Annotated in this window: 12 protein-coding genes; 8 read left to right on the top strand and 4 right to left on the bottom strand. The window is 70.9% G+C overall.

Features of this window, described 5'->3' with window-relative positions:
- Window positions 1–82 precede the first annotated feature (82 nt).
- Complete coding sequence (locus tag LZ495_RS19880) at window positions 83–2,476, top strand: prealbumin-like fold domain-containing protein (RefSeq protein ID WP_235053763.1); 2,394 nt, start codon at window positions 83–85, stop codon at window positions 2,474–2,476.
- A gap of 417 nt (window positions 2,477–2,893) precedes the next feature.
- Here LZ495_RS19880 and LZ495_RS19875 read toward each other — a convergent pair whose 3' ends face one another.
- Complete coding sequence (locus tag LZ495_RS19875; RefSeq protein WP_235053762.1) at window positions 2,894–4,015, bottom strand: amidohydrolase; 1,122 nt, start codon at window positions 4,013–4,015, stop codon at window positions 2,894–2,896.
- A 765-nt stretch (window positions 4,016–4,780) separates the two neighbouring features.
- Between LZ495_RS19875 and LZ495_RS19870 the strand changes: the two genes are divergently transcribed.
- Entirely contained in the window at window positions 4,781–5,545 is a 765-nt protein-coding gene (locus LZ495_RS19870; RefSeq protein WP_235053761.1) for an SDR family NAD(P)-dependent oxidoreductase, read from the top strand.
- A gap of 33 nt (window positions 5,546–5,578) precedes the next feature.
- On the opposite strand, the gene pdxH is transcribed toward LZ495_RS19870, so the two are convergent.
- Complete coding sequence (pdxH, locus tag LZ495_RS19865) at window positions 5,579–6,208, bottom strand: pyridoxamine 5'-phosphate oxidase (protein WP_235053924.1); 630 nt, start codon at window positions 6,206–6,208, stop codon at window positions 5,579–5,581.
- 452 nt (window positions 6,209–6,660) lie between these two features.
- Here pdxH and LZ495_RS19860 point away from each other — a divergent pair, with 452 nt between their 5' ends.
- The gene (locus LZ495_RS19860) at window positions 6,661–7,770 is read left to right on the top strand and encodes a citrate synthase 2 (RefSeq protein ID WP_235053760.1); all 1,110 of its coding nucleotides are present in this window, start codon (window positions 6,661–6,663) and stop codon (window positions 7,768–7,770) included.
- Window positions 7,771–8,425: 655 nt separating this feature from the next.
- Here the strand turns inward: LZ495_RS19860 and LZ495_RS19855 are convergent.
- Both LZ495_RS19855 and LZ495_RS19850 read right to left on the bottom strand, forming a co-directional pair.
- Window positions 8,426–10,087, bottom strand: a complete 1,662-nt coding sequence (locus LZ495_RS19855) for a flavin monoamine oxidase family protein (RefSeq protein ID WP_284701860.1) — start codon at window positions 10,085–10,087, stop codon at window positions 8,426–8,428.
- Window positions 10,088–10,350: 263 nt separating this feature from the next.
- On the bottom strand, window positions 10,351–11,910 hold the full coding sequence (locus LZ495_RS19850; RefSeq protein ID WP_235053759.1) for an APC family permease: 1,560 nt from the start codon (window positions 11,908–11,910) through the stop codon (window positions 10,351–10,353).
- 334 nt (window positions 11,911–12,244) lie between these two features.
- On the opposite strand from LZ495_RS19850, the gene LZ495_RS19845 reads away from it, so the two are divergent.
- From LZ495_RS19845 to LZ495_RS19825, 5 genes are all read left to right on the top strand, one after another.
- Complete coding sequence (locus tag LZ495_RS19845) at window positions 12,245–14,086, top strand: PucR family transcriptional regulator (RefSeq protein WP_235053758.1); 1,842 nt, start codon at window positions 12,245–12,247, stop codon at window positions 14,084–14,086.
- Between the two features lie 60 nt (window positions 14,087–14,146).
- Window positions 14,147–14,803, top strand: coding sequence for an HAD family hydrolase (locus LZ495_RS19840; protein ID WP_235053757.1), 657 nt, complete (start codon window positions 14,147–14,149; stop codon window positions 14,801–14,803).
- Window positions 14,804–14,972: 169 nt separating this feature from the next.
- Entirely contained in the window at window positions 14,973–15,782 is an 810-nt protein-coding gene (locus LZ495_RS19835) for a putative protein N(5)-glutamine methyltransferase (RefSeq protein ID WP_235053756.1), read from the top strand.
- A gap of 583 nt (window positions 15,783–16,365) precedes the next feature.
- Complete coding sequence (locus tag LZ495_RS19830; protein ID WP_235053755.1) at window positions 16,366–17,583, top strand: LPXTG cell wall anchor domain-containing protein; 1,218 nt, start codon at window positions 16,366–16,368, stop codon at window positions 17,581–17,583.
- Window positions 17,584–17,821: 238 nt separating this feature from the next.
- Window positions 17,822–18,823 (top strand): hypothetical protein, encoded by a 1,002-nt coding sequence (locus LZ495_RS19825; RefSeq protein WP_235053754.1) that lies wholly within the window; start codon window positions 17,822–17,824, stop codon window positions 18,821–18,823.
- Window positions 18,824–19,024 lie beyond the last annotated feature (201 nt).

The following is a 19,024-nucleotide window of genomic DNA, read 5'->3' as shown; positions in this document are numbered from 1 at the left end:
CTAATTGTCTTGGGGTGCCGTCGTACGCCCCTCAACCTTGGGGGTGGTCGTGCCGGTCCGGTGGACACGGAAGTTCGTGGTCGTGGCGGCTGTGCTGGGGCTGGCCGCAGGAGTTCTGGGCACGTCCGCCCCGGACAAGGCCACCGCGGCCCCGGGGGCGCTGGCCCGCCTGGAGCCCCTCTCGGTCACGTTCGTGGCCCGGTCCTGCGAGCAGTACTCCCAGGTGATGGCCAACAAGGCGCGCAACAACCTCCAGGAGTCCCTGCGCGACCTCGGCCCCGACTCCAATTACGACCGCTCCGAGACGGTGAGCGCGCAGAAGGAGGCCGCCGGCACCCCGCTGCCGCCGTGCAAGCCGCTGCCCGGCTGGACCTTCTCCACCGGCACCGGGCTGACCGCCAAGACCCCGGCCTCGCTGCAGCTGAGCACCGCGACCGGGGTGATCCGGCAGAACATCACCACCACCGCGGGCAGCATCCCCGAACTCGACGCCCAGGGGATGCCGACCGGCCGCACGCTCGAAGGAGCGGTGACCGTGCCGCTCACCCCCGCGGAGATCAAGGTGGCCGCGACGGGCTGGCTCGTCGTGCAGGGCGGCACGCCGTCCCAGCCCCTCAACGGCATGCAGGAGCAGTACGGGTTCGCCGCGCTGCGCTGCGCCCAGGACGCCATCAACGGCGACAACGTCGAGTACGTCAGCTTCCCCGCCGACGCCCGGCACGTGTTCTGCTACTACTACGCCGTCACCCCGCCGCCCAGCGCCGGGACCATCACCGTCGTCAAGGAAGTCGCGCCGGACAGCCCCGGACAGGGCACGTTCCGCTTCGACGGCAACATCTCCTACGCCGACACCAATGGCGACGGCGTGAACGACTTCCTGCTCACCGCCTCGGCGGGCAAGAGCAGTTCGATGACCTTCGTACGCGGCGAGACGCGTCCGGGCGACGCCCCCTGGCAGTTCCAGGAGATCGTCACGCCGGGCAGCGGGTGGCTGCCGCCGACGACCCCCGCCTGCACGATCGTGAACGCGAACGGCGGCGCCGGCACCAGCGCCGTCTCCGTCGATTCCACCGGCAAGGCCTCGGTCGTGCTCGCCGCAGGGGACAACGTCACCTGCACGTACACCAACCGGCGGACCAGCGGAACAGCCCTGCTGGAGAAGGAGACCATCGGCGGCACCGGAACGTTCGCCATCTCGCTCGGCACCCCGCCGGGCGTCCCGCCGACGAATACCACCCCGGTGACCACCGTCCGGGACGGCGTCCCCATCACCGTGGCCCAGGCGCCCGCCGGGATCACGCCCGGGACCTACACCGCCACCGAGGTCAAACCGGCGCCCGACGGCACCGGCACCTGGCAGCTCACCGGGGCGAACTGCAACGGCACGGACGTGCCGATCACCGAGACCGCCACCACGTGGTCCGCGGCCTACGACGTGGCCGCCGCCGGACCGGTGAAGTGCCTGCTCACCAACACCTTCACGCCGGGCGGCGCGATCTACGTCGAGAAGGTCAGCCAGGGCGGCACCGGCACCTTCGGCTACGCCGTCACGCCGCACAGCCGCGTGCGCAAGGCCGGACCGGACGACAGCACCTACCACGGCTCGGCATCGACCACCGCCGAAGGCACCCCGGCCGACGCCGTGCGCCCGGACGGTACTCCCGGCCCGCTTGCCGACAAGCTCGTGGTGGGCGACGAAGTCCGCTACACCATCCAGGAGTTCCTGCCGCCCACCTCCGACGCGGGCTACTGGAAGGTCACCTCGGTCGACTGCGGCGGTGCGGAGACGTCCCCGCTGGACGCCGCCGCGGCCACCGTGCAGATCCGCCTCACCGCCGCCCAGCCGCGCCCGACCTGCCGCTTCACCAACACCTACCAGCCGTCCGCCACGCTCGAAGTGGTCAAGACGACCAGCGGCGACACGGGCCTGCGCCCCGCGGCGGCCCAGTTGGAAGCCACCTGCGCCACCGGGCAGAGCGGACGCCTCACCGTCCCGGTCGGCGACACCTCCGCGACCACCGGGCAGTACATCCTCCCGGACCCGATCACTTGCACCATCGCCGAAACGGCCTCCGGCGCGGCCGCGGGCGTGGACGTCGCCACCTCCGCAACGCTCACCACCGGCCCGGCCGACCCGGGGAGTCCGTACCGCCTCGGCGAGAGTTTCACCGTGCGGCCGGGCCAGAACGTGCGCATCGCCATCGACAACGTCCTGAAGCGCACGCCCCCGGACGGCGGGGAGACTCCCCCGCCCACGGCCCCGCCCGGCGAGCCGCCGCCCGGCACGCCGCCGCCGGCTCCCGCGCCCGGCGGGAGCCACGCCGTGCCCGCGCACCCCGCACCGCCGGACCGCTCGGCACATGCCACCACCGCGCACACCGGCGCCGACGGAGTGCACGTCCTGGTCCTGCTGTCCTTGGTGTTCCTCGCCCTGGGCACCGGGACCCTGCTCCTGGTCCGCCGGCCCCGCGCCTGACCCCGATGCCCGCAGCCGAGCGCAACTCACACGCCTGCCAACGCTGTTCACCGGCAGCGCGCCCCGTGGGAACGACCGCTAAAGCGTCCGGCTTATTCCCGTCCGAGGGGTGACATCCCCCACCCGTTTAATCCGTTGCGGTGCCGCCGATGTGGATCTAACTTCTGCGGTACACGGGAAAGGAGGTGGTTCGATCTTATGTGTAGCAATCGGACGCGTGAGGTGGCTGCCCGCTAGCCGCCACTCCGGTCTCCCGACCGAAGTCTGACCCGCAACGAGTGCACCGTTGCGGAAGGTGTCAGGCGGTCGGCGAAAACCAGGCAGACACCCGACCCGCAGGCTGCCGAGGACGTCCCCTCGGCCCCCTCCCCAGTGAGGGAAGGCCTGCGGGTCGCTGCTTTTCCGCGGCCGGGCGGGTCAGACGTCCAGCAGCGCCGCGCCGGCCAGCACCCTCACCGCCGCCGGGACCGCCTGCTCGTCCACGTCGAAGTGGCCCTGGTGCAGGTCGAATTCGCCGGTACGCCCGGGGCGCCCCACGCCCAGGCGCGCCATCGCGCCGGGCACCTCGCGCAGGAACCACGCGAAATCCTCGCCGCCCAGGCTCTGTTCGGTGCCGACCACGGCCTCCGCACCCAGCCCGTGCTCCGCCGCGCGGCGCAGCAGGTCGATGCTGGCGGCCTCGTTCACCACCGGCGGCACGCCCCGGGTGTAGGCGACTTCGGTGTCGACCCCGTACGCCGACGACAGGTCCTCGATGGCCGCGTGCACCAGTCCCGGCAACCGCATCCACGAGGCTTCGTCGGTGCAGCGGAACGTGCCCTCCACGGCCCCGTGCGAGGCGATGGTGTTGAACGAACTCCCGGCCTCGATGCGGCCCCACACGATGGACAGCCCGACCCGCGGATCGACTGTGCGGGCCACGACGCTCGGCACCGCGGTCGCGATGGCGGCCAGGGCGGACAGGATGTCGACGCTCTCGTGCGGGCGCGACGTGTGCCCGCCGGGGCCGGTCACGGTGATCTTCACCAGGTCGCAGGCGGACGTCAGCGGGCCGGTGCGCAGGCCGATCCGGCCGACCTGGATCTTCGGGTCGCAGTGCACCCCCAGGACCCGGCGCACGGGTGCGAGGACGCCGGCGTCGATCATCATCCGGGCGCCCGCGATGGCTTCCTCGGCGGGCTGGAAGAGGAGCCGGACCGGGCGGGGCAGGCCGCGTTCGGCGGCGATCCGGGCGAGGACCACCCCGGCCCCGAGGACGCCCGCGACATGGACGTCGTGCCCGCAGGCATGGCTGATGCCGGGGAACGTGGAGCGGTACGGGACGTCCTTCTCGTCGTGCACCGGCAGCCCGTCGAGGTCGGCGCGAAGCGCGGTCGCGCCTTCGGCGTCGCCGGGGATGTCGCAGACGAGGCCGGTGTGCCCGAGCGCGCGCGGCGCGAGGCCGGCCGCGGCAAGGCGGTCCGCGACCCGTCCGGTCGTGCGGAATTCCTGGAACGCCAGCTCCGGGTGGCGGTGCAGATCCCTGCGGAACTCGATCATTTCCGGTTCGATTTCCGCAGCGAATCGATCGGCCAGCGCCAGAAGTTCCGATTGTGATCGCCGTGAAAGATCGTCGGCGGAACGCTGCGGCACGATCCGGGCGTCCGCATTTCGGGTGGGGCGAGTCATGGCAGCAGGATAGGGCAGCACGCGGACCCGCCGAAAAAGAAGCCGCAATTACCCACGGCGTTCGGCAATATCTGACGGAAATCCGCAGGCACGGCGCCCGGATAAACCCGCACCGCCGGCGCCGAACGCCCGCGGCTGCTGCCCGCGCACCGCAAAACCCCTGGCTGCACAGGGCTGTTGCGGTGCCGATCCGCGACCGGGGAGGGCCGGGCGGCGCCACCCGAAGCCTGCGAATGCCCATCCCGCCGCCTGTCCCCGGTCGTCGTTTTGCGTCCGAGGTCCGCACGCCACCGAAATGATCACGAAGGCAGCGCGCACCCGAGTCGCCGAGGACAAACGGTCCGGCCGGGAATTCAGCGCACGCGGAATCGGCGGACATCGCCGCGAGCGACCGAACCCCAGGTCGTATAACGCATCCCAGGCAGCGCATTCCCGTGGCGGCTCCCGAATTGGTCCCGGGCGGGACCGGAGACCCCTGCCTCCCAACTCCCCGAACCGTCCACGAACCGCCCGAGCCGTCCCCGAAGAGTGCCCCGGCGGTCCGCGGCCCGGCACTTTCCTCCGCTTGGCCTCCGCGCCTCGATGCCGTCCGCATGCCCAGCTGCCCGGGGGATTCCTCCTGTTAGCCTCCCGCGCATGAACGTCAAGGATCAGCGCGTCGCCGTCGTCACGGGCGCGAGCAGCGGCATCGGCGCGGCCAGCGCGCGCGGCCTGGCCGAGGCCGGGTACTCGGTCGTCCTGACCGCCCGCCGGGCGGACCGCATCGAGGCGATCGCCCAGGAGCTGGCGGACGCCGGGCATTCCGCCGCGGCCTACCCGCTGGACGTCACCGACCGGGCCGCGGTCAACGCGTTCGCGGCGTCGCTGCCGCGCTGCGACGTGCTCGTCGCGAACGCCGGCGCGGCCTTCGGCGCCGACCCGGTGGAGACCGGCGACCCGGCCGACTGGTTGGCGATGTACCAGGTCAACGTGCTCGGCACGCTGCACACCACGCAGGCGCTGCTGCCCGCGCTGGTGGCGTCCGGGGCGGGCACCGTGGTGGTGATGTCGTCGACCGCGGGCCACCAGGCGTACGAGGGCGGCGGCGGGTACGTCGCGGCCAAGCACGGCACGCACGCGATCGCCGCGACACTGCGCCTCGAACTCAACGGCCGCCCGGTGCGGATCATCGAGATGGCCCCGGGCATGGTCAAGACCGACGAGTTCACGGTCAACCGGATGCGCGGCGACGAGGGCAAGGCCGCCTCGGTCTACGCGGGCGTCGCCGAGCCGCTGACCGCCGAGGACGTCGCCGACGCGGTGGTCTGGGCAGTCACCCGGCCCGCGCACGTCAACGTCGACCTGATGGTCCTGCGGCCGCTCGCCCAGGCCGCCCAGCACAAGGTGCACCGCGAGCTCTGACCCGGACGTGCGCGCGTGGCGCGGCCGGCCCGGTCAGGGGCTGAGCCGCTCCACCGCCCACAGCCCGCCCTCGCGGCGGTAGCGCAGCCGGTCGTGCAGCCGGTTCTCGCGGCCCTGCCAGAACTCCACGGTGTCCGGCACGACCGCGAAGCCGCCCCAGAACGGCGGCACCGGGACCTCGGTGCCCTCCGGGTGCCGCGCCTCCAGTTCGGCGTACCTCTTCTCCAGGTCCTCGCGCGAGGCGATGACGCTCGACTGCTCGCTGGCCCAGGCCCCGATGCGCGAGCCGTACGGCCGGGACCGGAAGTACGCCTCGGTCCGGGCCGCGGGCACCCGCTCCGCGGTGCCGCACACGATGACCTGCCGGTCGAGCGCGTGCCACGGGAAGAGCAGGGCGACCGCGGGATTGGCGGTCAGCTCGCGGCCCTTGCGGGACTCGTAATTGGTGTAGAAGACGAAGCCGTCCTCGCCGTACTCCTTGAGCAGCACGGTGCGGCTGCTGGGCTGCCCGTCCGGGGCGGCGCTGGAGACCACCATGGCGTTGGGCTCGGGCAGGTCGGCGGCGACGACCTCGGCGAGCCAGCGGCGGAACAGCGGCAGGGGGGCGGGCGGGAGGGCGGTTTCGTCGATGCCCTCGTTGCGGTACTGGCGGCGCATGGCCATGAGGTCGTGTAGCTCCACGGTCCCTTAGTAGCACCTCGGGACGCGCCGGGCCGAAACCGGCGCCGGACGAGCCCGAACGGGTGACCCGGGCCTCGGACCGGACGAGCCCGAACGGGTGATGTGCAGGCGTACGAATCGACTGCCTCACCTGGTCGGGTGTGCCGGAGTTCACGTGGTCCCAGTGCGCCTTGCCTAGGACATCTCGACGTCGAGAGATATTGTGGCCTGTCGACAACCGTCGCCCACAACTTCATAGGCGAAGCCACAACTCCGGAACTTCGCCCGACCACCGATACGCCGCCTCCGGAGGGCGCCCGCAGCCGCGCGCAGTAACGATCTTGCGCCGGGTTTCCGGGTGTCTCCAGGGGAAGACAGCTTGTGGTGACGCGGGGTATGAAGGACCCGGCCACAAGTCACCACAAGTCAGTCGAGATCGCCTGAGGAGCCGCCTGATGTCCGACTTCGTACCCGGACTCGAAGGAGTCATAGCGTTCGAGACGGAGATCGCCGAACCCGACAAGGAAGGCGGCGCGCTCCGCTACCGCGGCGTGGACATCGAGGACCTCGTCGGGCGCGTCTCCTTCGGCAACGTCTGGGGACTGCTGGTCGACGGCGCCTTCAACCCGGGCCTCCCGCCCGCGGAGTCCTTCCCGATCCCCATCCATTCCGGCGACATCCGCGTGGACGTGCAGAGCGCGCTGGCCATGCTCGCCCCGGTGTGGGGTCTCAAGCCGCTGCACGACATCGACGACGCGCAGGCGCGCGACGACCTGGCCCGTGCCGCGGTCATGGCGCTGTCCTACGTCGCCCAGTCGGCGCGCGGCCTGGACAAGCCCATGGTCCCGCAGCGTGAGGTCGACAAGGCCGACACGATCGTCGAGCGGTTCATGATCCGCTGGCGCGGCGAGCCGGACCCGAAGCACGTCAAGGCCGTCGACGCGTACTGGACCTCGGCCGCCGAGCACGGCATGAACGCCTCGACGTTCACCGCCCGCGTCATCGCCGGCACCGGCGCCGACGTCGCGGCGTGCCTGTCCGGCGCGGTCGGCGCGATGTCCGGCCCGCTGCACGGCGGTGCGCCGTCGCGTGTGCTGCACATGATCGAGGAGATCGAGCGCACCGGCGACGCCACCGCGTACGTCAAGGGCGTCCTCGACCGCGGCGAGCGCCTGATGGGCTTCGGCCACCGCGTCTACCGCGCCGAGGACCCGCGGGCGCGCGTGCTGCGCCGTACCGCCAAGGAGCTGGGCGCGCCCCGCTACGAGGTGGCCGCGGCGCTGGAGAAGGCCGCACTGGAGGAGCTGCACGCCCGCCGCCCCGACCGCGTGCTGGCCACCAACGTGGAGTTCTGGGCCGCCGTGATGCTGGACTTCGCGGAGGTGCCGGCCAACATGTTCACCTCGATGTTCACCTGCGCCCGCACCGCCGGGTGGAGCGCGCACATCCTGGAGCACAAGCGCACCTCGCGCCTCGTGCGCCCGTCGGCTCGCTACATCGGCCCGGGCACCCGCCCGATCACCGAGGTGCCGGGCTACGACGACACGGTGGCCAACATCAAGTAGCACCCTGGCAGTTCGTACGGCTCTCGACCCGTACAAGCGCATCGGACGGCCCGCTTCCCCACAAGGGAGGCGGGCCGTCGCGGTTCCTCGGCGGCTCTCTCCGGTCCGGAAAAGCCGACCGCCCTCCCCTGGCAGGTGGGAGGGCGGGTGCTGGTCAGTGCGGCAGGCCACGACCGGTTGAGCTATGAGCCGCCTGACGTTTCATCAGACTGCTCTTTGTTGCGCCTGACCGGCCTGCACTTCCGCCCGCGTGGCTCGCGGTTCGGTGGCGTCGGGCCGGTCCAGATCCAGACCGAAGAATACTCATCTGTCATGGGATGACCGGATAACCCCGGTTTCATCGGCGAGTTCGACACTGAACTGACCGACAATGACGCTTGGTTGGGCCTTGACAGACCCAGGCTCACCCGCTAACTACCCGTTCAAATATCGGACATCTGGCACTATTACTGACAGATCCTTATCTATCAGTCAAGTTCGGTTCACCGGATCGCCGTACCCGGCCAAGAATGCCCAACGGCCCCGACTGCAAACCGCGCAGTCGGGGCCGAAACGGGGTGACTCGGGACACGTGCCCCGGACGCAAATCAGATTGTCGGCGCAAGCATCGGGACAGGTGCCTGCGCAGGTGTCAGCGCAGGTGCCGGCGCGGGGGTCAGCGCAGGTCCGCGATCACCTCGTTCGCGGCGCGTTCGCCTTCCACCGCACCGCCGTTCATGAAGCCCTGGAAGTCGTACGAGGTGTGCTCGCCGCCGATGTGCACGTTGCCCTGGCGGGTACCCTCGTAGCCCGCGTAGCGGTGCAGGTAGGACACCGGCCAGTACGAGTAAGCCCCCAGCGAGTACGGGTTCTTGTGCCAGGCGGAGAGCTGCGCCTTGCCGGTCCACGCCGCCCGGGTGCCGGGGAAGACGGTGTCGATCTGGCCCAGGTAGTTCTGCGCGATCGCGCGCACCGCGGGGTCGCTGTCGGTGTTGAACGGGCCTGCGGGGTTGAGGCCGTAGGCCAGGCTGCCGCCGCCGTACTGGATGAGCACACCGCCGGTCCCGGCCTGCGCCTTGGTGGTGTCCCAGGTCTGCTGGAACGGCTGCTCGGTGAAGCAGTCGCCGGCGGCGACGCCGGGCCACGGGCCGGTGCCGCGCCACGGGCGGGAGGTGAACTTCATGTTGAGCTTGGTGACGTAGCCCATGCGGGCGTCGCGCAGCAGGTTCGTCATCAGCGGGTCGAAGTTCGCCCGGCTCAGGTCGAGGCCCTGCAGGATCGGCAGCGGCACGGTCAGGATCGTGTGATCGGCCGTGACCGTCTTGGTCGTTCCGCCGTTGTCGAAGGTCAGCGTCTGGGTTCCGTCGGAGTTTGCCCGGATCGCGACCAGTTTGTAGCCCATCTGGATCGAACCCGACGGCAGGGCCGCCGCAACCGCCGACGTGACCTGGTCGTTGCCGCCGACCACGTGGTAGCGCTCGTTCGAACCGCCCCAGATGTTGAAGTGCCCCGGGTTCGACTGCCAGCCGAGCATGCAGACCGCCGCGTACGCGGCCTGGTTCACGGTGTCGGCGCCGTACTCGACGTTGTACGCGCAGTCGAGGAACTTGCCCAGCCGGGACGCGTGTCCGCCCGGCGTGCGGGACTCGATCCAGTCGTACAGGTTCATGTTCGACATGGCGATGCCGGTCGGCGTGGCGCTGTTCCAGGTGGGCGTGCCCGCCTCGGAGTAGTCGCGGCGGACCGCCTGGTACATGGCCTTGAAGTCCTCGTCGGCCTGCGCACGGTCGTAGTAGCCGCCGCCGAACCACAGGGTCTCGGTCGCGCCGGCCGGGCCGGAGGCGGCGAAGTCCACCGTGGACAACCCGAAACGGCGGCACAGTTCGAGCATCTTCTTGTGCCCGGTGTCGATCAGCTCGCCGCCGATCTCCGAGGTCTGGCCGCCGCCCCAGTACGTGCGCTGGGTCCACATGCGGCCGCCCACGCGCGTCGGATTCGCCTCGTACACGGTGGCCTTGACGCCCCTGTCGGCCAGCGTGAGCGCGGCGGTCAGGCCGGAGATGCCGCCGCCGATGATCGCGATGCGCTTGTTGGTGACGATCGGCTTGCTCTCCACCGCGGCGAAGGCCGGGCGGCTCATCGCCGCGGCGCCGACGCCGAGTCCGATGCCCAGGGCGGTGCCGCGCTTGATCAGCGCGCGGCGGCTCGGGCCCGCCGGGTCGGCGGCCGCCTCGTCGCGCATGCCGCGGAACTCGGCGACCGGCATGCGGAGTCGGTCGGCCGCGGCGTGGTCGGCGAACATCCGGCGCAGTTGGTGCATGGGGTTCGTACGGGCCATGGGAGGTCCTTTCGCGGCGGTTCTCAGGGGTGTCGTGCGGGGCGCGGTGCGGGTGTCGCGCGGGGCGGGGCGGCGGCCATGCGGGGGGGCGCATACTGCGCGACAAAAGCGATGATTCGGGTGCTTTCCGGCAAAGCAAAGCCCCCGGGACGTACGCGATGTGGTCCTGCCCGGAATGGTGCGGCAGGGATGCGTACGGCCCGGGGGCCGCGTTTGTCGTACCGGCCTGACGTCCTGTCAGGGGCTGCTCAGGCCGTGGGCGTTCAGGACTTGACCGGCTGGCCGCCCTGCGCGGGGATGGTGCCGGCGGAGCCGTCGCGCTCCCCGGCGTCCTCGAGGATGATGCGGCCCATGCGCTCGTAGGACTCGGGCTTGGCGTTCTTCATGTAGAGGGCGAGGGCGATGCCCGCCACGAAGAGCAGCGCGACGATCCACGGGATGAGGTCGAACAGCAGGCTGGTGGAGGCGGCGCCGGCCGCGTCCTCCAGGTTGCTGATGAGCAGGAAGACCACGCCGATCATGGCAATGCCCGAGACGATCGGGGCGATCAGCGTCTTGACCGGGTGCTTGGTCTCCGGGTGCTTGCCCTGCACGTGGAAGTAGCCGACGGTGGCGAACGAGCAGAGCGTCTGGACGATCAGGATCGCCATGGTGCCGAGCAGCGCCAGCAGGCCGTACATGTGCGTGACCGGGTGCTGGTCGGCGAGCAGGAAGCCGCTGACGATCGCGATGGTCAGGCAGGTCTGCACGATCGACGCGATGTGCGGGGAGCCGTGCTTCGGGTGCGTGCGGCCGAGGTTCTTGTTGATGAAGCCCTCGCGGCCGATCGCGTACAGGTAGCGCGACGCACACTGGTGGAACGCCATCGCACAGGCGAACGAACCGGTGACGATGAGCCACTGGAAGACGTCCACGGCCCAGCTGCCGAAGTGCTCGCCGAGCGGGTTGAAGAACAGCCCGCTGCTGTCCTCGACGACGCCGCGGCCCTCGGCCGAGACCATCATCCAGGAGACGAACACGTAGAACAGGCCGACGCCGATGACCGAGATCAGCGTCGCGCGCGGCACGACGCGCTTGGGGTCCTTGGACTCCTCGCCGTACATCGCGGTGGACTCGAAGCCGACCCACGACCAGAAGCAGAAGAACAGACCGAAGCCGGCCGCGGCGCCGATGCTGCCGTCCGCGCCTTCGATGCCCTTGAGCGGGTTGATGGTGTCGCCCGGCATGAAGCCGTCCGGGCCGCCGCCGGTGAACAGCACCGCGAGGGACACCGCTCCGAGCACCGCGATCTCCAGCACCAGGGCGATGCCGAGGACCTTGGCGGTCAGGTGGATGTCGAAGTAGCCCAGGCCGCCGATGATGGCGATGCCGATGAAGGCCCAGACGCCCCAGTGGATGTCGACGCCCATCTGGGAGTCGACCAGCGCGTTCATGTTGAACGCGAAGAAGCCGAGGATCGAGGCTTCGAACACGATGTACGCCATCACCGCGAGCAGGCCGGACGCCATGCCCATCACGCGGCCGAGGCCGTGCGAGATGAAGCCGTAGAACGCGCCGGCGGCGGTGATGTGCTTCGCCATCGTGACGTAGCCGACCGAGAAGATGGTCAGGACCAGCGTCGCGATGATGTACGCGGCCGGGGCGCCGAGGCCGTTGCCCCCGCTGCCCGCGATCACCGGCAGGTTGCCCGTCATCGCGGTGATGGGTGCAGCCGTGGCGACCGCCATGAAGACGACGCCGACGAGGCCGACCGAGTTCGCCTTCAGTCTGTTGACCTCGCCGGGGCTGTCCGCCGACGGAGCATCAGTGGAGACCGTGGTCATGCCACCTCCTTCAGGATGTCGAAAAAGAAGATCTGTATTTAGCGGAACCCGATCACACGCGCATTACGTTTGATCGTTCGACAGGTATCGCGTGTGTCTTCTGCGCACCTGCCGATGCAGCCCGCAGCGCCGGCCCGCCTCTGGGGCGCGCCGGAACCGCCGCTGATTCCGACGGGCCGTCAGCTTCGATGCGGAACGGGTCCCGCGACAACCGACATGGGGTCAGGCGTTCCGCTTCGGAAGGCGACGTAGTGTCGGGGCAGCCGGACGATGTGCACGGTTCGAAACCTGGATGTGATCCACATGCGGGCGACCGGCCGGTAGCGTGCCGCAAATGGACATACCCGGGAGGCTCGCCGCAGTCCCGCCGACGACGCTCAAGGCGCGTACGGCCGCCCGCGACACATCGCCCTCCCGGGCGGGTGGCGCGCGGAGCGGAGAGCCCCGCAGCGGCGACTCCCGGACCGGGGACACCGCCCCGCTGGCCGGGATCACCGTGCGCCAGGCCCTGGAACTGCCCCCGCTGCGCCGCGGCCTCCCCGAAGTGGTGGCCGGCCCGGACGGCCTGGACCGGCCGATCCGCTGGGTGCACACCGGCGAGGTGCCCAACATCGCTTCGCTGCTGCGCGGCGAGGAGCTGCTGCTGACCACCGGGCTCGGCATCGGCCCGCGGCCGGCCGACCACCGGCGGTTCGTCGCGCAGCTCGCCGACCGGGGCATCGCCGCGCTGGTCGTGGAACTCGGGCAGCGCTTCGACGTGCTGCCGGCCGCGATGGTCGAGGCGGCCCGTCTGCGCAACCTCCCGTTGATCCAATTGCACCGTGAAGTCCCTTTTGTCGCCGTGACCGAGGCGATCCACACCGAGATCGTCAACGGCCACTACGCCCTGCTCCGGCAGGGCGAGGAGGTCCACCGCCGCTGCACCGAGATCCTGCTCAGCGGCGGGGGCGTCCCCGAGGTCCTGGAACTGCTGGCCGAGCACGTGGGCAATCCGGTCTATCTGGAAGACGCCGACGGCCGGCTGCTCTACACCGCAGCCCCGCCCGGCACCGCCCCGGACGGCGACGCCGACCCCTTGGACGCCTGGGCCGGCCTGCGCGGCGGGCGGCACCCCGCGGCGACGGCAGGCGCGTACGACCGGCCTCCCACCGCCCTGGTGCCGGGCACCGCGCTGGTGGTCGACGTCCCGGCCGGCGGCCCGACCACGGGCGGCGGCACACTGCAGCCGATCCGCGGCCGTCTGGTCGTCCTGCCCGTGCACGGGCCCATGCTTCCGCTCGGGCGCATCGTGGTCGATCACGCAGCCGGGTTGCTGGCCGTGGCGCTGCGCCAGGCCCGGCACGAGGAAGAGCTCGCGGCCCGCGGGCGCGGCGACTTCCTCAGCGACCTCGCCGAGGGGCGCGTCGCCGAAGAGGACGCCGCCCGGCAGGCCCGCGTCCTCGGCTTCGTCCACGAGAACGGCCCCCTGCTGCCGGTCGTGGTCCGGCTCGCCTCCGACACCCCCGGCGACGGGGTCGGCTCCGGCGTCGGCGCCACGGACTGGGCCCCGATCGCCCGCGCCGTACAAGAGGAACTCTCGGCGCTCGGGCTGCCGGTGCTGCTCGGCGTACGCCCCGTCGAAGGCCGCCTCGCGCTGCTGCTCGGCCTGCGGGCCGCGGGCGAACGCGTGGCAGTGGCCGACCGGGTCGCCGCCGCCCTCCGCGCCGGCCTGACCCGCGCCGGCCTCGCCCCGGGACCGCAGCCGCCCGTCGTCGTCGTCGGTGCAGCAGGCCCCTGGGGTGCCGCCGGAGCGGGCCTCCGGCACGCCGCCGAGGCCGCGGCCGCGGCCCGCGGACTCTCCGAACTCCCCTGGTACGACGCGCGCCGGCTCGACATCGAACTGCTCCTGTGGCGCATGCGCGAGCACGCCGACCTCGCAGCCTTCGTCCGCCGCGCGGTCGGCCCCCTCCTGGAACACGACCGCACCGCGCGCCAGCCGCTGCTGCCCACCCTCCAGGCGTACCTGACCCACGCCGGCCGCAAGGCCGAGACGGCCCGCGACCTGCACCTGAACCGCCAGACCCTGTACGACCGCCTGGCCCGCATCGCCCAACTCCTGGGCACCGACCTCGACGACCCGGAAACCGTGCTCGGCCTACGCCTGGCCCTCCAGGCCCGCCGGCACGTCCACGAGTAGCAGCCCGCGGCCGAGGTACTTCGGCTTCAGTGGGTCGTCCCCGTCCCGCACCATGGAGCGATGACGACCGAACTCCCTTACGGAGCCGTGCTCTGCGACTTCGACAACGTCATCCGCTTCTACGACCCCGCGCCGCTCAAGGCCGTCGAACGCGACGCCGGCATCGCACCCGGCACCACGACCCGCGCGGCGTTCCTCCCCGAGCTGATGACACCGGTGATGCTGGGAGCGATGGACCGCCAAGGGTGGCTCGACCGCATCCTCGCCGCGCTCATCGCGCAGGACATCCCGGAGAACACCGCGCGCACGCTGACCGAAGCCTTCGCCCGGGCGCCGTTCAAGGCCGACCCGGAAGTGGTGGGCCTCCTGCGCACCGTCCGCAACCGCGTCCCGCTCGTCCTGGTGAGCAACGCGAGCCTGGAACTCGAAGCCGACCTCTTGTCCCTCGGCCTGGACACCCTCGCGCACCACGTTGTGAGCAGCGCCCGCCTCGGCATCGCGAAGCCGGACCGCCGCATCTACGAGATCGCCGCGGACCTCGCGGGCGTGGACCCTCGGCACTGCCTGTTCGTCGACGACCTCCCCGAGAACGTGGCTGCCGCGGCGGCGTTGGGCATGAGCGGGCTGCTCTACCGGGTGCCGGCTGATCTGCGGAGCGCGTTGCAGGGCGGCGGAAGATCTCGGGGGGCGCACGGGGACCCAAGGGATTCGGGGTAGTGTTGCCGCGTCCGTGTGCGGTCCGCGCGCCGGGCGCCATGGACCAGGGAGGTGAGACCCATTACCGCTGCAGCAGGCTGGGTGCTCTCTTCCACCGGCCGTACGGCCGCCGCGAGCTGACGCGCGAGCGACCGTGAGGGCACCCTTCGGCACTCCGAAAGGTCCTCACATGTCACTCCCGATCGTTTCCGATGATGTCTTCGCCGAGGTCGTCTCGGCTCTGCGTACCGCCGGCTGTGTTTTCGCCGAAGACGAGGCGGCGCTGCTGCTCGCCGCCGCACCCGACAGCCTCTCGCTCGTCGGGATGGTCGAACGCCGGTGCTCCGGACTGCCGCTCGAACACGTCCTGGGCTGGGCCGAGTTCTGCGGCCTGCGGTTGGCGGTCGCGCCCGGGGTGTTCGTGCCGCGTCGGCGTACGGAGTTCCTGGTCCACGAGGCCGTCGCCCTCGTGCACGGGTCCGCCGCGCCGGGACCGACCGTGGTGGTCGACCTGTGCTGCGGCTCGGGCGCTGTCGGTGCGGTGCTCGGTTCGATGCTGAGCGATGTCGAACTGCACGCGGCGGACATCGACCCGGACGCGGTCCGGTGCGCCGCGGGCAACCTCGCGCCGGTGGGCGGCACCGTGCACAGGGGCGATCTCTACGCGGCGTTGCCCCGGCATCTCCTGGGACGCGTCGACGTGCTGGTCGCGAATGCGCCGTACGTCCCGACCGAAGAGATCGGGCTGCTCCCCAGCGAAGCCCGCGACCACGAACCGCTGGTGGCGCTCGACGGCGGCCGCGACGGTCTGGCCATCCACCGCCGCGTCGCCGAACAGGCCCCCGCGTGGCTGGCGCCCGGCGGGCGGCTGCTCGTGGAGACGAGCGAGCATCAGGCACCCGGCACCGCGGAGGCGTTCGGACGCAGCGGGCTGTGCGTGGAAATCGCCGTCTGCGCGGAGCTGTACGCCACCGTCGTCGTGGGCACGATGCCGGCCTAGGCAACGGCAAATTGGCCTGCCGCCAGGACGAGTTCGCCTGCTCTTCAACGCTCGGCGACTTGTCGGGGTAGCATCGCAGCGTTCACATTGGGGGGAACCATGTTGGACTTTCCAGCCGCGGGCGCCTGCCCGCAGGCTGTCGATGCCGCACGGCCTGAACAGGCCGGTGCGCACGACCGCCGCTTCGGCGACCCGTACGAGTCGCACGGCCTTGCCTGCCCGGACGCGTGCACCGCACCGCCGGGACGGGCCGCAACTGCCCTCGGACGGACGGATCCCGGCGGCTGACCCGCCCGCCGGTACGCCGGTCGGCATCACCGACGATCATGCCCGGGGCCGTGGACGGCCCCGGGCTTCGTCCCCAGCCGCTGACGCGGCCATTCCCCGTTTTCTCCACGGGTGTTCCACCGTGCCCGGGCGCAACTTCCGCCTGGCGAACGCGTACACGTGAGGCGGGCGCTCCGGCGTTCCCGCATTCGGTACGCAGCGGCGTGCCGGCTCTCCCTCCGGCACGCCCGCATCCGTACGGAACCCCGTGGAAGAGCACGCCACTTGCCTTCCTGAACCACCGCTGGAGAACACCTTGCGCAGATCCCTGGCCGTCACCGCGACGGCTTCCCTACTCGCCACCGCCCCCGCACTCGCCGTGCTCGCCGCACCGGGCACCGCGTACGCCGAAGGCTCTGCCGCCGTGCAGACCACCGCCCCCGGCGTGCTCGGCATCGCGGGCTCGCCGACGCCGTTCAGCGTCAAGGTCTCGAACGGCAACGAGCAGGACGTCCTCGGCTTCGAACTGTCCGGCGCCGACCTGAACCCGGCACTGGGCGGCCTACAGGACGCGACCATCGACCTCGAATGGCAGGACGGCAACGGGAAGTGGCATCCCGTCACACTGAAGGACACCGGCAAGGACAAGGTGTCGGGCAGCCTGCCCGCCCGCGATTTCGCCGGCGAGACGGTCGTGCAGATGCGCGTCCGCGTCGCCCCGAAGGCACCCGCCGGGCCGGACGACGAGCTCGCCACGTTCAACGCGCACGACCCGTCGGCCCCCAAGCCGCCGGACCCGGCGAACCCGTACGGCCACATCAAGCTGGCCACGTCGCTGCGCAACGCCCCGGAGGCGGACCTCAAGTCCGCCACGCAGGACCCGCCGAAGGCCGCCGACACCGACACCGTGAAGCTCGGCGCCCCGACCGTCGCACTGGTCGACTACCCGGCCACCCACGTCCCGGGCGGGCCCGCCAAGCAGTACAAGCTCAGGATCGACAACCCGACCGACTCGGCGTACCCGTCGCTGTCCGCGATGCTGGCCTTCGACCTGAAGACCACCGGCAACGACAGCAAACTCCTCAAGCTCGAAGCGTCCAAGGACGGCAAGGACTGGAAGCCGGTCCCGGCGATGGACGTCCCCGGCGAGATGATCAACCCGCTGCCGGACCCGTACGCCATCCAGCCGCGCAGCTCGGTCGACCAGCTCCTGCGCATGTCCTTCACCGACGACGCCAAGCCCGGGGACGGCGTGACCTACCTGGCCGTCGACGTCATGGAAGGCGACGAGGGCGAGCCCGCCCCGATCGCGGAATTCTGCGGCGAGCGCGGCCTGTTCAAGATCGTCACCGCGGAGCCCGCGCCCACCGGGGCCCCGACCCCGGGCACCCCCGGCACCCCGGCCCCCGACGGCCCGACCCTCGCCGACACCGGCGGCGACAGCAACACCACCACCCTGATGGGCATCGGCGCCGCACTCCTCGCGGCAGCCGGCGGAGGTACGGCCTACGCAATGCGTCGTCGCCGCGCCTGAGCCTGGGAAACAAGACAGGGAGACGGGGGCCTGACGAGCGGGCAGACCACAGGCCCCCGCCTCTCGCTGCGGCCACCGGCAGCCGGGGAAGGGACGCCCCGGCCCCACCGGCCCGCAGCACACGGCCCCGGCCCACAACTCCGCGGTGGACCGGGGCCGTTCCCTTGCCCGGAAACGCGTTCGCGGTCCTCGGACTCGCCCTAGGCTCCTCGGCAAACACCGGCGCTCTGGGGGGCCAATGACCCGCAATCCGCTCTTCTCGACGTACCGGACCAGCGAGAACCGCGTGACCTCGTCGCTGCTGGCGGTGCTGCAGCGGCTGGAGTCGCACATCGTGGAGCGGATACTGGGCGGCGCGATCGGCGAGACGACGCTGTCCCTGCTGACCTACACCAATCAGCCGACCCAGGGGAAGGACGCTCCCAGCGTCCCGGACGCGAGCATCAGTGCGAGCTTTCGGTGGCTGTTCGAGGTCAAGACGACCAAGAGCGCACTGACCAAGCCCGGGCAGCTCGGCAATCACCTGTCGCTCCTCACCGGGACCCACGCGGACGAACGGCTCTTCGTCCTCACCCCGGATCCCGAACAACCCAAAGGCGTCACCGAACTCGCCGATCCGAGAGTCGTGTGGTTCAACTTCGCCGCACTCTCCCAATCGATCGACGCCTTGCTCGCCGACCCCGATGAACTGGTCGGCGAGCAAGGCGTCTTCCTACTTCGCGAGCTGCAGGCGCTCTTCCGGTTGGACGACCTTCTCGAACACGAGGACGTCGCGATCGTCGCGGCTCGTGAGGCGTACCCCGAGTACCTCCGACATGGAGCCTACGTCTGCCAACCGAACCGCTCGTTCCGATCCGGTATCACACACTTCGGCTTCTACACCGACAAGGCCATACGCCAGGAGATCGCGGCCATCCTGTACTCCGAGGAGGCCGTTCACTTCACCTTGGAAGAAGCCACGCGGCGCAAGGCCGACCCCAAACCGGAGGTGATCCGCATCGGCGAGCTGATCGAGCACCTCCTCGCCGAGGATGCGCGTGCCGAAGGCGCAGAGTACAAAGTCCTGCTCCTCAGCACGGCGAAGGACGACCGCACCGTCCTCCTCCCGCACCTCGTGACCAACACCAAGCTCGACGCCTCAGGCCGGACGACCGCATGGACGCAAGGCCAGCGCTACGTCCGCCTCAGCGCCCTGGGCAAGGGACCTCGTACCACTGGCGAACTCGACACCCTGCATTAGGCACTCAAGCGTTCCTGTGAGTTCGCCAGATTTCCCGGGAGGGGGCCAGGGGGTTGGTGGCGATCTCGGGGGTGGTGTCCCAAACCCGACAACGGTCCGCGGACCGGCGCGGGGACGGCTCCGGAGAGTGCCGAGGTCCCCACCCGCACGGAGGGTATGGCGAATGATTTGCCATCGTCAATCTTTCGAGACATTCGAATG

This window comes from Yinghuangia soli, from assembly GCF_021502675.1.
Taxonomy (GTDB): domain Bacteria; phylum Actinomycetota; class Actinomycetes; order Streptomycetales; family Streptomycetaceae; genus Yinghuangia; species Yinghuangia soli.
The sequence above is the reverse complement of the archived record's forward strand: the minus strand, read 5'-3'. Positions and strand labels throughout refer to the sequence as shown.

Excerpts from the sequence above, each read along its gene's own strand:
- LZ495_RS19875 (WP_235053762.1), bottom strand. The coding sequence starts at position 4,015 with ATGATCGAGTTCCGCAGGGATCTGCACCGCCACCCGGAGCTGGCGTTC.
- LZ495_RS19870 (WP_235053761.1), top strand. The coding sequence starts at position 4,781 with ATGAACGTCAAGGATCAGCGCGTCGCCGTCGTCACGGGCGCGAGCAGC.
- pdxH (WP_235053924.1), bottom strand. The coding sequence starts at position 6,208 with ATGGCCATGCGCCGCCAGTACCGCAACGAGGGCATCGACGAAACCGCC.
- LZ495_RS19860 (WP_235053760.1), top strand. The coding sequence starts at position 6,661 with ATGTCCGACTTCGTACCCGGACTCGAAGGAGTCATAGCGTTCGAGACG.
- LZ495_RS19855 (WP_284701860.1), bottom strand. The coding sequence starts at position 10,087 with ATGGCCCGTACGAACCCCATGCACCAACTGCGCCGGATGTTCGCCGAC.
- LZ495_RS19850 (WP_235053759.1), bottom strand. The coding sequence starts at position 11,910 with ATGACCACGGTCTCCACTGATGCTCCGTCGGCGGACAGCCCCGGCGAG.
- LZ495_RS19845 (WP_235053758.1), top strand. The coding sequence starts at position 12,245 with ATGGACATACCCGGGAGGCTCGCCGCAGTCCCGCCGACGACGCTCAAG.
- LZ495_RS19840 (WP_235053757.1), top strand. The coding sequence starts at position 14,147 with ATGACGACCGAACTCCCTTACGGAGCCGTGCTCTGCGACTTCGACAAC.
- LZ495_RS19835 (WP_235053756.1), top strand. The coding sequence starts at position 14,973 with ATGTCACTCCCGATCGTTTCCGATGATGTCTTCGCCGAGGTCGTCTCG.
- LZ495_RS19825 (WP_235053754.1), top strand. The coding sequence starts at position 17,822 with ATGACCCGCAATCCGCTCTTCTCGACGTACCGGACCAGCGAGAACCGC.